The following is a 14,184-nucleotide window of genomic DNA, read 5'->3' on the forward strand; positions in this document are numbered from 1 at the left end:
CGCATGAAACTTTGCCCGTCCTGATCATTTTCTCAACCGAAGAGCCAGCTTTCAAGCAGCTCACTCAGCCTCTCAGTTTCAAGGACGAAACGAATTCCTGAATCTTACACCAAAAATAATAAAAAACTTGATTATAAAATTCATCTAATTGCCACCATGCATCGGCCTATCGCAAGATGGTTACAAATGGCATCCGCGTGACAGATACAGGTAACGTTTTTTCAATTGTTTCGAGTACAGTTTCCGGCTGCGCAAGATCAAAAACGCCGGTCACCTCGAGTGAGCTCAACTGGCTGTTGGCAATAATAATTTTGCCAGAACGATTGCGCGACACAGCATCCACAACTTCGCTTAGTGGCTTGGCATTAAAAATAAGCTTGCCGCGCCGCCAGGCAGTTTCAATCTCGGCATCCACATCTTCGGGGAGAGACGGTTTAACATGAGACTGATAGCTAACGCGTTGGTTAGCGGCCACTCTCACAGAACCACCATCAATAGCGCTCACCCCTCCTCCACTGGACACACGGACTATACCTTCTGTAACCGTAACAACGACCTTTTGGGAGCTTATATCGATGTCAAAGGCGGTTCCCAAAGCTTGAGTTTCACCACCAGCGGCTTCAACTATGAATGGACGAGACGCATCTTTTGCGACCTGAAACAACGCCTGACCCTGATACAAGTACAACCGGCGTTCATGCTCGCTCATTTTTGAAGAAAAGGCGGTCATGCCATTCATGATAACGGTCGAACCATCGACAAGTCGCACTGTTCTTTGTTCTGCTTTACCTGTCACATAGTCAGCATAGAGTTGAGGTCCGATAATACCGACACGCTGAAACGCCACGCCCGTTGCACCAGCTACCGCTAAACCGAGCATGACTCTGCGCGTCAATTTTGTATTGCGCTCAACTTTGCGCATCCGATTTCCCGTTGCGCCGATGCCATGCCACAGGCTTTCAGCCTCAAGGGCAGCGAGTTCATGTTCTTCACTTTGTTGTCGCCAGAGATCGAATTGCGCGCGATCTTCGGGCGTTGCATGCCCGGAGCTCAGCCTGACAACCCAGTCAATCGCTGCGTCGCTGAGACCTATATCAACGTCAAACTTTTTCCTGTCAGAAACCATGTGATGAACGGCGCTCTAAAATCATGCAATTAAACCAAAAATGGAAATGGACCTACCAATTAAGACGAATGAAGCACTGAGATCTTGCACCTTCAAAAGGTCGATTATTGAAGGTTTCTAAAATGATCTCTACAATGACGAAGCGCTTGCGCCAAATAGCGCGCGACCATGCTTTCGGAAACACCAAGTTGGCGAGCGATATCCCGGTGAGAAAGGCCGTCACAGCGCGCCAAAAGGAGAGCAGAGCATGCATTCTTAGGAATCTGTGTCAGGGCTATCGCTAGTTGGCGAAGATTGTCACGATCCAGCGCGAAGGTTTCCGGTGATGGATAGCTGTCAGCTATCGATGCAAGTATCTCGTCATCAGTGATGCAGTTTGCATTATGACGCTTGTCCTTTCGCAAAAGATCAATCGCAATATTGCCCGCAATTCTAAGAATAAAGGCACGGTGGTCACGAATTTCCTGGTGTTTACTTTTTAACGACGCAAGTCTTAGCCAGGTCTCCTGTAAAGCATCTTCGGTTATTTCATGAGAACTAACCCGTCTCTTAAGCGCATCGCGAAGCCACTTTAATTGACGAAAATAAACGCTAATGAGTTCATCATCCGTATTTTCAGTGGATTGTAGTTTCATGCGCTGGCGCTACCCTCGGATGCCAGGTTCGCAACCGATGTCTTGAGATGAGAACGATTTTTCGCGCTTAATACCATACCGCTTTAGTCAAGTTAAGGCGTAAATTCGAATTACCCGCTCTTGTTTATATCTTGTCAGAAACTGATTATCTCTTGTCTTTCAGCAAAGGTTCATAATTCTCCCATTAACGATTTTGTGAAGCCGTCGTACTTTGCTCTTAATCTGCAAATAACGATGGCGATCAAAGGTGCCCTGTATATGCAGGGGACACTTGCCTTTATAAGGAGAAGGGCCATGCCTATTCGTTCGAAGCGCCTTGTACTGCTTGCCACGGTTTTCGCTCCAGCAATTTCATTATCTATAGATATACAGCCGAGTATCGCTCAGCCTGCCGAGACATCGGTAATTCTCGCTCAGGATAGCAGCGAAGAGTTTCCCCAGGATCAAAATCTTGAGCAGCAGCAAGCCGAGGAAGAAGCGCGTCGTGCTGCCGAAGAACAGCAACGAGCCGCTGAAGAAGAAAACAGACGCCAAGCCGAAGAGCAACAGCGAGCTGCACAAGAAGAAGCGGACCGTCAGGCAGATGAACAGCGAAGAATCGCAGAACAAGCTCAACGAGAGGCAATCGAACAGCAGCGCGCTGCTGAGCAGCAGCGTGCAAATGAAGAAGAACTGAAGGATCAGGCAGAGCAAGCTCGACAGAAAGCTGAGAGTGAGCAACGTGCGGCCGAAGAACAGATGCGGCAACGTGCGGAAGAAGAAAAAAGAATTGCTCACGAGGAAGCTGAAAAGCAGGCCCGCGCGCAGGAAAAAGCTGCCGAAGAAGCAAAGCGGAACGCAGCCGAACATCAAGCAGGTGAAGAGCAGCAGCGTGCTGTAGAAGAACAGGCCCGGCAGAAAGCTGCGGAAGAATCGGCCAAACAGGAAATAGAAAATCTACCCTCGGCCCCAGTTGAAGAAACTAAAAGCGAGGCGCCTGCTGCTCAACCTTCAAAAAATGAAGGTGAAGAAGAACAGCCAACGCCGCCAATTGTACAGGAAGCGCCTCAGCCACAGCCGGAAGCACCGGTTGAACAACCAACGGAGCAACCGCGTGTCGATCATTCCCCTGAGGTGCCAACACCTCAGCCAGAAATCGTTGATCAGCTTACGACTGAAGAAAAGCGGGAAATAGCCAAAGATCCTGCTAAAAGCGATGAAACAGTTGTTTTGCCGGTTGAGAATGGTGCTGCGGTTCTTGATAGCGACAAAGATGCAGACAACCGCGGCGGCAACCTGTCACGAGAGGATCGCCGCAAGCAGCGTGAACAGCAACGTGTGACAGAAGAAAATACGTCTCCTCCTGCAGATGACGCAGCAGCTCAGGTCGCAATGCCTGATGATATCAAGGATAATCTTTCTCAAAAGATCGAAGCTAACCTGAAGGAAGAAGGTAAGCGGATTAAGGATGCACCGGCTTTTGCAGTGCCGGAAACGACCAACATCATCAAAAATACGGTTATAAATAACACGGTCATCAATAATACGGCCGTGAACAATATCGATAACAGTATGACGAATGTGAAGGTTATCGAGCAAATTGACAATCGCGTCATTCTAGATGTCGGCGACCGTATTTTCGTACGTGGCGATGACCGTCCTCGGCTGCGTCGTGACGCAGAACGCTCATACTATGATGAATTGCCTGGCGGTCGCATGCGCGAAACCATAGTGCGTCCCGGCGGTTACGAAATCGTAACGGTTTACAACCGATACGGCGATATTCTCCAGCGCACCCGCATCGATCGCGATGGTAATGAATATCTAATGATGTACGCGCCGGAATATGATGACGGACCGCGCGCAGCTATAGTTGATGTTGGCTATGAGCTCCCACCCATGCGCCTGACAGTGCCTGTGCGTGATTACATCATAGATGTTGCAGATGATCCTGATCGCGATTTTTACGACTTTCTGGCAAGACCTCCGGTCGAGCGGGTTGAGCGTGTTTATACGATCGATGAAGTACGACATTCCGCACGTCTGAGAGACAAAGTGCGCCGCATCGATCTCGATACAATTCATTTTGCTACAGGAAGTGCCGAGGTTTCACTGTCTCAGGCAAAAACCCTGCGTAAGGTTGCTGATGCCATGCACAAAGTCCTTCAAAAAGACCCCGGCGAAACTTTCTTCATTGAAGGGCATACCGACGCCGTAGGATCGGATCGGTCAAATCTCATACTGTCAGATCGCCGAGCTGAGTCAGTTGCGAGCCTGCTCACGGAAGTTTACGACATCCCGGCAGAAAATCTTGTTACGCAAGGGTATGGAGAGCGCTTCCTGAAAATCCGCACTCAGGCGGCAGAACAGGAAAACCGTCGGGTCACTATTAGGCGTGTGACACCTTTGGTTCGCCCTGTGGCACAGCGCTAAATTCAGAAGAATAAGTGACCGGCCAAGTGTGGCATCAACTTTTTTGAACAGGCCGCGACCAGCATTAAAGTATTTCCAGCAAAAGTATGAAGCGGTTTTGCGTTGGATAATGCTTAAAAACAAAGAGATAGAGTGGTTCCAACGACTTCGTTTTAAGCGGAACCGCTCTAGCTGGATCGTTAAAACGTTTTGATGATAATGGAGACGTTCCGTCTCCGTTATCACCAACTTCGTACCCCCTGTCGCCAGCTAAAAATATGAAAGTATTAGAGGTTACCGAACGTATTCTCAGCTGAAAAAGCGATTTGAAGGGCGTGGGAGACCGAGATGTTCGCGCAGCGTGCTGCCCTCATAATCGGTGCGGAAAATACCACGACGCTGTAGCTCAGGTACCAATTTTTCCACTACATCATCAAGGCCTTCGGGCAGGAAGGGGAATGCAACCGTAAAGCCGTCACTGGCGCCCTCCTCCAGCCACTTCTGCATTTCATCAGCAACGCTTTTGATGGTTCCGACGAAAGCAAGCCCCGAATAGCCGCCATAACGCTGGGCAAGCTGTCGGACAGTCAGCTTCTCCTCTTCGGCCAGTTTAAGCACCTGCGCCCTGCCCGACTTACTTGCATTGGTTTCGGGAATTTGAGGCAAATACTCATCTGGATCAAAGCCTGAAACATCATGCCCAAGAGCAATCGATAGCGATGCGATACCGCTGTCATAGTGAACAAGACTATCGAGCTTTGCACGCTTCTGCTTGGCTTCCTCAATACTATCGCCAAGGACAATAAAGGCTGCGGGCAATATCTTGAGCGACGATGACGTTCGACCGGCGGCAGTCAACCGCGATTTCAAATCAGCATAAAGCTTCTTTGATTCAACAATGTCTCGTGGCGCGCAGAACACCACTTCCGCGGTTTCCGCCGCCAGCTGCCGCCCCGGTTCCGATTGGCCAGCCTGAACAATCACCGGCCATCCTTGTACAGGACGCGCGATGTTGAGTGGCCCACGCACATTGAAATCATCGCCATGATGATCAAGAACATGCATTTTAGACGGATCAAAGAAGATGCCGCTTTCCTGATCCCGGATGAAAGCATCATCCGCAAAGCTGTCCCAAAGCCCCGTTACGACGTCATAAAACTCGCGCGCCCGCTTGTAGCGCTCGCCATGTTCGACATGCTCTTCCTTGCCGAAATTAAGTGCTGAATCCGGATTGGATGTTGTCACGATATTCCACGCCGCACGCCCTTGGCTGATATGATCGAGCGAGGCAAAACGCCTGGCAATATGATAAGGCTCATCAAATGTGGTGGAAGCAGTCGCCACTAATCCGATCTTGTCAGTCACCGCAGCTAGAGCCGACAGCAGCGTGAATGGTTCAAACGACGTCACTGTATGACTGCGCTTGAGTGCCTCAACCGGCATATTGAGGACTGCGAGGTGATCCGCCATGAAGAATGCATCAAATTTCGCGGCTTCAAGTTTCTGAGCAAACGCCTTCAGATGCTTGAAATTGAAATTCGCATCAGCATAGGAACCCGGATATCGCCAAGCGCCAGTATGCAGGCTTACAGGACGCATAAACGCCGTAAGATGAAGAGACTTTTTCAATTGATTGTTCCTGAGGCTATTACGAAATTCGGAGAGCGCTTCTCGGTGAGCGGTATTGAGACCAGTGATTTTACGTCTACGTACCTATTGAGCTAAGAAATATGCTTGCTCAGTAATCATCATTCAAGGAATTTACACTTCATATTTTCGTATTTCATGGATTATCCTACCCGGCATCCATCGCACCACAATGTTAGACTTTATCCCAATATCCTGGGTTTGCTTTATTGGGTTTTATCGACAAACCGCGCATGACATATTTTCAAAGTGGAACCGGCCTTAGCGTTTTGACGTTGAAGATGTCGGTCCTATCAGCCAGAGGATAATCGGATTATCCTTTGAGCGCACAGGAAAACAAGCAAGGGAGGTCAGAAAGATGAAAGCACGCACAGCGAATGTTGGTGATCTGGAAAGCGTTTTTCACGACCTTTCAGAACGGATGGCGACGGAATATATCGCGGCTGGGAAAGACGTAAGGTCGGCTTACGATAATCTTACCATGAACCTGCGCGAAGGACGTGCGCATGCACTGATTGAAGACGACAAGGTTGTGGCGATCATTGCCTGGCAAGAGGCGGATGATGGAACAGATACTCTATTCGCAGCGAAGGAAGATTTCTTCAATGCACGATCAGTCCGGTTCTGCCGGAAGCACATAAGGCAAATTCAAGCGCTTTCCGGCGACCGTCCCATACATTCAAGAAGCTGGCTTGATCGACCTGATGTCGTTAAATGGTTTAGGATCATTGGCTATCGCGAGATTGGTGGCGAACAAGGTTCCAAACTTTTTGAACTCGGTGCGCGAGCTGGAAACAGCCTCTCCAGCCAGTAAAATTAAACGGCGCCGCGTTTATCGAGTGCGGCGCGACCTACCGCAAGCCAGCGGTGACAGCATCAATCGTTGCTCTCACGCGTGATGGAAGAACACGCCCGCCCGGCCATATGATATGTATCGGTAATGAAGGTGTTCTAAAATCCGGCAAAACCTGAACCAACGCGCCGGACAAGAGCTTGTCTTCGACCAGCCAGCGGGGTACCTGCACAAGCCCCAGGCCAGCAATACCCGCATCGACGATCATATCAAAAGCAGCAAAGCTATGGTTCGCGCGAATGTCGCATCGAACCTTTTCACCATAATCGTTTAAAACGACCCATGGTTCATTCCGCCCACGACGAAACTGCGTGACACAGAAATGCTCTTGAAGGTCACTCAGTTTCAGAGGCTTACCATAGGCCGATACGTAGGAGGAGGATGCGCAAATGATGACGTCCTGCTGCCCCACGCGTTTAGAGATCAGGTCCGTGCTATCGGGCAGATCACCAATCCGCACTGCAAGATCGTACCCCTCTTCGATGAGGTTCACGACGTTGTTTTCAAATGTTACTTCAAAATGCAGCTGCGAATGCACTTGTGCGAGTTGAAACAACAAAGGTGCAACGCATTTTCGGCCAAACAAATCCGGTAGATTAATCCGCACCCGTCCTGACGGAACATCTTTTCGGGAAGAAAGTGCAGTTTCTGCATTCGCAAGCTCTTCTAGCGCCCGACGGCAGCTTTCAAGATAAATGCGACCTTCATCGGTCAGGCTTAGACTGCGGGTTGTGCGATGAAATAACTGCACACCAAGACGCTCTTCCAGTCGCGCGACAGATTTACTGACCGCAGATTGCGACAGGCCCAATGTCGCTGACGCAGCCGCAAAGCTGCCCGATTGCTCGGCCTGCACAAATGCCCTGATACCGTTAAACCGTTCGTTTGAAATCATCAGCTGATAGTTTTTGTCGTTAGTGGATATAAATAATGCCAGAAATGCGAAATTTTCTCCATGATAAATTATCTTTTACGATGTTTCAGCGCTGTGAAGGATGAGCAATGTCAGAAGCCCTGCAAGATAAGACAATCGTCGTGATCGGTGGAAGTACGGGAATTGGATTTGCCGTCGCAATAAAAGCAATAGAAGCAGGCGCTAAGGTCGTTATCGGCGCGCGCGATCCTGCAAGGCTTCAAAAGGCTAAGGAAACTCTGGGAGAGAGATCAACTGCACTGGAAGTCGATACCTCCAACACCGGATCTCTCGCGACATTTTTTAGAGCAATCGGTGCTTTAGATCATCTTTTCATTCCGGCTGCCACTTACACTGTGACTGGTCTCGACAGCGATGACACAGAGGCGATCGAAAGCCCTTTTCGTTCAAAGTTTTGGGGCCAATACTGGGCTGTGAAGCACGCTGTTCCGCATCTCGATAAGACTGGTTCGATCACACTGATGGCGGGAGCAGCCAGTGCGAGACCGATTAAGGGTGGCGCAGTTTATGCAGCATGTAACAGCGCAATCGAAGGGCTTGGTCGCGGGCTGGCGATTGATCTGGCACCCATCCGGGTGAACACGATTTCACCCGGCACAATTGACGGCCATCTTTGGCAAAATCGTCCGCGGGAAATGCGCGACATGGCCTTTGAGCATTATCGTCAACATTCGCTTGTCGGGAGACCAGGCACTGAATCCGAGATTGCCGATACCGTACTTTACCTGATGAGAAACAGGTTTGTGACAGGGTCTAACCTTTATCCGGATGGTGGATACGCGCTTCGCTGACAACCGATATAACAACTGGCTGCATTATCTGAATTTTCTAATGCAGCCAATTGAAATTAATAGGTTTCTCCGCGCAGATGGCTCGCTAGAAAGCCGAGATTGTCTTGTCCCCAGTAGGTTTCAGTATCGTAGATGTAGGTCGGAAAACCAAAAACCCCTTTATCAACGGCATGTTCGCGATCCGATTTCCATTTGGCCTGAACATCGTGGTCGTTTTCACGACCCAACAGATACTGACCGTTGAAGCCGGCTTCGTCCGCGATGGCACTGCGGACCTCGGGCTTGCCAATATCCTTTGCCTCAGACCAGAATGCATATTGAAGTGCGCGTGTCAGCTGTAGCCAGTTTTGTCCTTCGAGATAGGCTGCGATTACACTGAAAGAAGCAGGCGTAGGGTCGCTTAAAGGCGGGCGATCATCAATGAAAAGCGGCTTGCCGCGAAATTTGGCCCATCGCTTGAGATCCTGCGTGCCATAAGCGCGACGGGCTTCCGGACGATTACGCGAAAAGATGCCACCATTTTCCTCAATGACGGTTGCGAGGTAAGGCTTGATTTCGACCACATGCCGCTCTGCCAGTTCCTCAAGCGTATCGAGCCCGAGATACGACCATGGCGAGCCGATGGAAAAGAAATAATCGATCGATTTTGGCACGTTTTATCCTTTTATATGAGAGCACATCCCGAAAAGTGTGAAACGGTTGTTGACGAAAATGTGCGTAGAAACAGATGCCCGAGCGCCGAACTCTTACAAAAAAGGCGCTCTCACTGTGCAGGAAACTATTTGAACTTCGGCAATCCGGGCGGGTTGGTCTCCGACTGTTTCAGTGCTTCTTCGTTGAGATGCCAGCGGTCAAGAATGCGGGCATAGTCTCCGTTCGCGATAAGGCTGTTCGTAGCGATGGTAAGCGCATCGGCGAGTCCGCTGCCTTTGCGTGTTGTAATTGCCACGTCCGAGCGATCTGGCCAGCCCGCGCTCAGCGTGCCGACACGTTTGATATTTTTGTCGCGGGAGGCGATGAACACGAGTTGCGCGTGCGGCTGAACGATCACATCGGCCCTGCCTGATTGTAGGGCCAGAAGGCTAGCAGCTTCATCATCATAATATTGCAGTTCCAGTGGCTTCAGCCCAGCCTTCTCATTTTCTTCACTCCACTTGACGAGAATGCGCTCCTGATTGGTACCGGCACCGACGATGATGCGGAGTCCTGCAGCATCCTTTGGTTCCTTGATGGAAGTAACACCACTGTCGGCCTTCACGAAAAAGCCATGCAGGCCTTGTCGATAGGTCGAGAAGTCGAACTTTTCCTTCCGCTCCTCCGTTACCCCTACATTTGATATTACAGCATCATATTTGCCGGAGGCGAGACCCAGCGGCCAGTCGATCCATGCAACCGGAACGCTTTCCAGTTCAAGCCCAAGGCTTTCCGCAATCGCTGATGCATAGTCCGCATCCGCACCTACGACGGTCTTGGCATCCGTGGCATAGGCCGCCAGCGGCGGGCCACCTGGTGCAACGGCCACAGTCAGCTTACCCGGCGTGACAAATTTGAAATCAGCGGGAATGGCAGCAATTGCCTTGGCATCTTTCTGTACGTGAATGCGACCAGCCTGTTCGGGCGACAAATCAAAATCGTCCGCCGACAATACTGGCAGAGATGAAGCGGCAATCACCGCCCATGTAGCGAACAACAGAGCACCTGCTCTCATAAACTATTCTCCAATTACATAAATTGTTTGCGGGCTGGCAAATGCGTCCCCTCATGTGCCAGCCCAGCCCCTCATGAACCGCTTTTCGGCAGGCCCTGTGGATTTGTCTTGGCTTCGGTGATGGCTTCCGGTCCCAAGTTCCAGGTATTGAGAACCTTGGTATAGGCGCCACTTGCAATCAGATCGTTGAGAACATTGGTCAGTGGAGCTGCAAGTCCACTACCCTTGCGCGTTGTGACCGCAATCTCGGCAGAGATCGGCCAGCCGCCACTGACCGTGCCAACCAGCTTGGTCTTGCCATTGATGCCTGCGGAATAGGCCTGTGTCGCGTTCACGCTGAACACAGCATCTGCACGTCCACTTTGAATGGCGAGGTCCTTGACCGCTTCATCATCGAAATACTGCACCTCGATTGGCTTCAGACCTGCTGCAACATTCTGACGATCCCACTCAAGCAAAATCTTTTCCTGATTGGTGCCCGCATCGGTGATGATCTTGAGGCCTTCAATATCCTTAGGCTGCTTCAACTCCTTTATCGCGCTGTCTGACTTGACGTAAAAGCCAAGTTCATCCTTGCGATAGGTGGAGAAATCGAACTTTTCCTTCCGCTCTTCCGTCACGGTGACATTGGAAATCACCGCATCGAATTTGCCGGACGCAAGCCCGAGAGGCCAATCGGCCCACGCAACTGAAACCAGTTCCAGTTCACGGCCAAGGCTGTCGGCAATGATCTGTGCCAGATCGACATCGTAGCCGATGACGGTCTTGGAATCTGATGCATAGTCATGCAAAGGCAGATGCCCACTGGTACTGATGCCAATGGTCAGAACACCGTCTTTGACGAATTTAAAGTCCTTGACCTCATCGATACGCTTATCAAGTTTTTCAACGCGTAACCGATTTGGCTGCTCAGGGCTGAGATCAAATTTACCCTCACTCCACGCAGCATTGGTCATCAGCAAAGCCCCTGAAATCAGGCCCGCAGTAAAATATCCCGCTTTTCTGATATAAGTCATATTCCCATCTCCTTGAGTGTAAAACTCTGTGTAATGACCTGATTTCTTTACGTTTGACTCGGTTTAGAGCGGATATTACGACCCGCTTTTCGGCAATCCGGCAGGGTTGGTTTTGGCCTCATCAACAGCTTCTGAACTCAGGCTCCAGCGCTCCAGCACTTGGCCATATTTGCCATTTTTGATAAGTTCATTGAGCGAGAGCGTCAGCGCATCGGCGAGACCACTGCCCTTGCGAGTGGTGATTGCCACCTCGGCGGTCTGCGGCCATCCGCCGCTTACAGTTCCGACAAGCTTGGTTTTGCCGTGCTGCGATGCGGCATAGGCCTGTACTGCATTGACGCTGAACACCGCATCTGCACGACCGGATTCAATCGCAAGGCTCTTAACTGCATCATCGTCGTAATACTGAATTTCTACAGGCTTCAGGCCCGCTTCGACGTTCTGCTTGTCCCATTGCACGAGGATGTTTTCTTGATTGGTGCCTGGATCGGTGATGATTTTGAGGCCCGCAATGTCCTTTGGCTCTTTCAGCGACGTGATCGGACTGTCGGCTTTCACATAAAAGCCAAGCTCATCTTTGCGATAGGTCGAGAAGTCGAACTTCTCCTTGCGCTCTTCGGTTACGGTCACATTTGAAATAACCGCATCGAACTTGCCAGACTGAAGCGAAAGCGGCCAGTCAGCCCAAGCGATTGGCACCAGCACAAGCTCACGGCCCAATGTATCGGAAACCAGCTGAATGAGATCAGGATCGAAAGCCACAACAGTCTTGGCATCGGTTGCATAAGTGCTAATTGGAGGCACCCAAGGATTAATGCCGACGACGAACTTGCCGTCCTGCACAAACTTGAAATCCTTGGGAACAGCATTGACGACGGCGTCGCTCTTTTCTGTGCGCAGACGGTTTGGCTGCTCTGGACTCAAGTCGAGCTCTGCGGAAAAGGCTGGCGCGCTCAACAGCGTCGCTGCTGCCAAAAAGCTGCCCAGAATTGCGTTCTTGTATTTGCCTGACTTCATTGAATGACTCCTGAGAATAATCTTAATTTTGGACAAACAAACCCCGTCGATTGCCCCATTAGGGCAATCGTAAATGTCGGGAGTTGCGGTTTGGATCTAAACGGGCGTTCTGGCGTCAGAGGACTTTTGCGAGAAACTCCCGGGTTCTGGGGTGCGTCGCTGCATTGAAAAGCTGCTCAGGCCTGCCTGTCTCAAGAATGCGTCCCTCTTCCATAAAGACCACCGTATCTGCCACTTCGCGGGCAAAACCGATCTCATGAGTTACGATGACAAGCGTGGTGCCAGAGCGTGCTAGCTCCTTAATGACATCCAACACTTCACCAACCAGTTCCGGGTCGAGCGCAGAGGTTGGCTCGTCGAACAAGATGACTTTTGGATTGAGTGCCAGTGTGCGGGCGATGGCGACACGTTGCTGCTGACCGCCGGAAAGTTGACGCGGATAGGCATTGATTTTTTCGCTGAGACCAACGCGAGCGAGCAGTCGCTTGGCAATCAGGGTTGCGGCATCCCTGCTCAGTCCACGCACGATCATCGGCGCTTCGATGATATTTTCCAATACAGTCAGATGCGGGAAGAGATTGAAGTTCTGAAACACCATGCCGACATCGACACGCTTTTTCAGAATGTCTTTTTCTTTCAGCTCATAGAGGGTGTTGCCACTCTGACGATAGCCCAGCAATTCATCATCAATCGCAATAAACCCGTCATCAACGCGCTCCAGATGATTAATGGATCGAAGTAATGTGGACTTACCCGAACCCGATGGGCCTAAAATTGCTGTCACACTGCCGGGCTTGATATGCAAGCTGACATTATCGAGAACGAGATTGTCGCCAAAACTCTTGGACACGCCATGAATATCGACCGATCCACGTCGCCCACCTGTAAAACCACCCACGGCAAGCGGCTCCGCGACGTTCGACTCTTTCTCACGAGTAACGACGTTCTGAACCTCAGCAGATGCCTGTGGCTGCGCTGGCAGGAAGCGGGAGAATAAGCGTCCGAACAGAGCGGGCGGCGGGTTACGCAACGCACCGCGCGAAAAATGCCGCTCAATATAATATTGCGCAATCGACAGCACGGTCATGATGATCAGATACCAGACGGTCGCCACCATCAGTAGCGGAATGACTTCAAGATTACGGCGATAGATAACCTGTACCGTGTAGAAGAGTTCCGGCAGCGCCAGCACGTAAACCATCGACGTGCCTTTAGCGAGACCGATGATTTCATTGAAACCCGTTGGCAGGATTGTGCGCATAGCTTGCGGGAGCACAATGCGGAAGGCCTGTCTGCGGCGAGGAAGACCGAGTGCGGCCGCAGCTTCCAGCTGGCCCTGATCGACCGACAAAATGCCGCCGCGAATGATTTCGGAGGAAAATGCCGCCTGATTAAGGCTCAACCCAAGAAGGGCCGCAGCAAAAGGACTTAATATCTGAACCGTCGGATATTCGGCAAAAGTGATGTCCGTATAAGGGACTCCAAGTCTGACAGTCTCATAGAGATAGCCAAGATTATTGAGAACAAGAAGCAGCACAATCAGCGGAATAGAGCGCAGCAGCCAGATATAGGCCCAGGAAAGACCGGACAGCAGCGGCGAGCGTGAAACTCGCGCCAGCGCCAGTGCCGTGCCAAGTGCAAAACCGAGCAATGATGCAAGTACCGTCAGCCACAATGTACGCATCAGACCAACGAGAACCGGCTCAGCAAAAAACCATTCGGCAAAAACTGACCAGCCCCATTTCGGGTTGGTCAGAACAGATTGCATCACGGCTAAGATCAGACCCGCAGCGAAGATTGTTCCAATAATTCGTGCCGGATAACGCGCCGGAACAATGCGATAATGTTTAAAATCGCGAGGGCTTACGCGGGATCCCGCGTCTCTTTCCGTCCCCGCAAAATCTGTCACAATAGCCATAATCAATGCTGCTCCGATTGGTCATTCGACTCATGGCGAGATACAAAAGCGTCGGCCATGAAAGTCATCTGATGCAATTTTCGGAGAAGATTGGCCTCTTTTCAAAACAAATAAGTCTATTTAAATGAGTGCCAGTGGATGTTTTTTC

At 50.7% G+C, this 14,184-nt stretch carries 12 protein-coding genes and 1 pseudogene; 3 read left to right on the top strand and 10 right to left on the bottom strand.

From position 1 onward, the window contains the following. Positions 1 to 166 precede the first annotated feature (166 nt). The 3 genes and pseudogenes from H5024_RS17660 to H5024_RS17665 form a co-directional block, all read right to left on the bottom strand. A complete protein-coding gene (locus H5024_RS17660; protein ID WP_247875379.1) occupies positions 167 to 922 on the bottom strand; it encodes a FecR domain-containing protein in 756 nt (251 codons plus the stop codon). A gap of 42 nt (positions 923 to 964) precedes the next feature. Next, positions 965 to 1,126 (bottom strand): annotated as a pseudogene (locus tag H5024_RS21355) (FecR/PupR family sigma factor regulator); the annotation flags it as partial. A 104-nt stretch (positions 1,127 to 1,230) separates the two neighbouring features. Then, complete coding sequence (locus H5024_RS17665) at positions 1,231 to 1,761, bottom strand: RNA polymerase sigma factor (protein WP_187548410.1); 531 nt, start codon at positions 1,759 to 1,761, stop codon at positions 1,231 to 1,233. A gap of 294 nt (positions 1,762 to 2,055) precedes the next feature. Here H5024_RS17665 and H5024_RS17670 point away from each other — a divergent pair, with 294 nt between their 5' ends. After that, positions 2,056 to 4,173: an OmpA family protein gene (locus H5024_RS17670; RefSeq protein WP_187548411.1), complete on the top strand. Its 2,118-nt coding sequence runs from the start codon at positions 2,056 to 2,058 to the stop codon at positions 4,171 to 4,173. 288 nt (positions 4,174 to 4,461) lie between these two features. Here the strand turns inward: H5024_RS17670 and H5024_RS17675 are convergent, their stop codons facing one another. Beyond that, positions 4,462 to 5,751, bottom strand: coding sequence for an LLM class flavin-dependent oxidoreductase (locus H5024_RS17675; protein WP_187548686.1), 1,290 nt, complete (start codon positions 5,749 to 5,751; stop codon positions 4,462 to 4,464). Positions 5,752 to 6,157: 406 nt separating this feature from the next. Here H5024_RS17675 and H5024_RS17680 point away from each other — a divergent pair, with 406 nt between their 5' ends. After that, a complete protein-coding gene (locus H5024_RS17680) occupies positions 6,158 to 6,613 on the top strand; it encodes a hypothetical protein (protein ID WP_187548412.1) in 456 nt (151 codons plus the stop codon). Between the two features lie 37 nt (positions 6,614 to 6,650). Here H5024_RS17680 and H5024_RS17685 read toward each other — a convergent pair whose 3' ends face one another. Beyond that, the gene (locus H5024_RS17685; RefSeq protein WP_187548413.1) at positions 6,651 to 7,547 is read right to left on the bottom strand and encodes a LysR family transcriptional regulator; all 897 of its coding nucleotides are present in this window, start codon (positions 7,545 to 7,547) and stop codon (positions 6,651 to 6,653) included. 107 nt (positions 7,548 to 7,654) lie between these two features. Here H5024_RS17685 and H5024_RS17690 point away from each other — a divergent pair, with 107 nt between their 5' ends. Continuing rightward, positions 7,655 to 8,377: an SDR family oxidoreductase gene (locus tag H5024_RS17690; protein WP_187548414.1), complete on the top strand. Its 723-nt coding sequence runs from the start codon at positions 7,655 to 7,657 to the stop codon at positions 8,375 to 8,377. Between the two features lie 56 nt (positions 8,378 to 8,433). Here H5024_RS17690 and H5024_RS17695 read toward each other — a convergent pair whose 3' ends face one another. The 5 genes from H5024_RS17695 to H5024_RS17715 form a co-directional block, all read right to left on the bottom strand. Continuing rightward, on the bottom strand, positions 8,434 to 9,030 hold the full coding sequence (locus tag H5024_RS17695; protein ID WP_187548416.1) for a 2-hydroxychromene-2-carboxylate isomerase: 597 nt from the start codon (positions 9,028 to 9,030) through the stop codon (positions 8,434 to 8,436). Positions 9,031 to 9,155: 125 nt separating this feature from the next. After that, entirely contained in the window at positions 9,156 to 10,085 is a 930-nt protein-coding gene (locus H5024_RS17700; RefSeq protein WP_187548418.1) for an ABC transporter substrate-binding protein, read from the bottom strand. A gap of 71 nt (positions 10,086 to 10,156) precedes the next feature. After that, positions 10,157 to 11,101: an ABC transporter substrate-binding protein gene (locus H5024_RS17705; protein ID WP_187548419.1), complete on the bottom strand. Its 945-nt coding sequence runs from the start codon at positions 11,099 to 11,101 to the stop codon at positions 10,157 to 10,159. Between the two features lie 75 nt (positions 11,102 to 11,176). After that, complete coding sequence (locus H5024_RS17710; RefSeq protein ID WP_187548420.1) at positions 11,177 to 12,118, bottom strand: ABC transporter substrate-binding protein; 942 nt, start codon at positions 12,116 to 12,118, stop codon at positions 11,177 to 11,179. A 115-nt stretch (positions 12,119 to 12,233) separates the two neighbouring features. Further along, on the bottom strand, positions 12,234 to 14,036 hold the full coding sequence (locus H5024_RS17715; protein WP_187548421.1) for an amino acid ABC transporter permease/ATP-binding protein: 1,803 nt from the start codon (positions 14,034 to 14,036) through the stop codon (positions 12,234 to 12,236). Between the last annotated feature and the right edge of the window lie 148 nt (positions 14,037 to 14,184).

It is taken from the genome of Ochrobactrum sp. Marseille-Q0166 (genome assembly GCF_014397025.1).
In the GTDB taxonomy this organism is placed as follows: domain Bacteria; phylum Pseudomonadota; class Alphaproteobacteria; order Rhizobiales; family Rhizobiaceae; genus Brucella.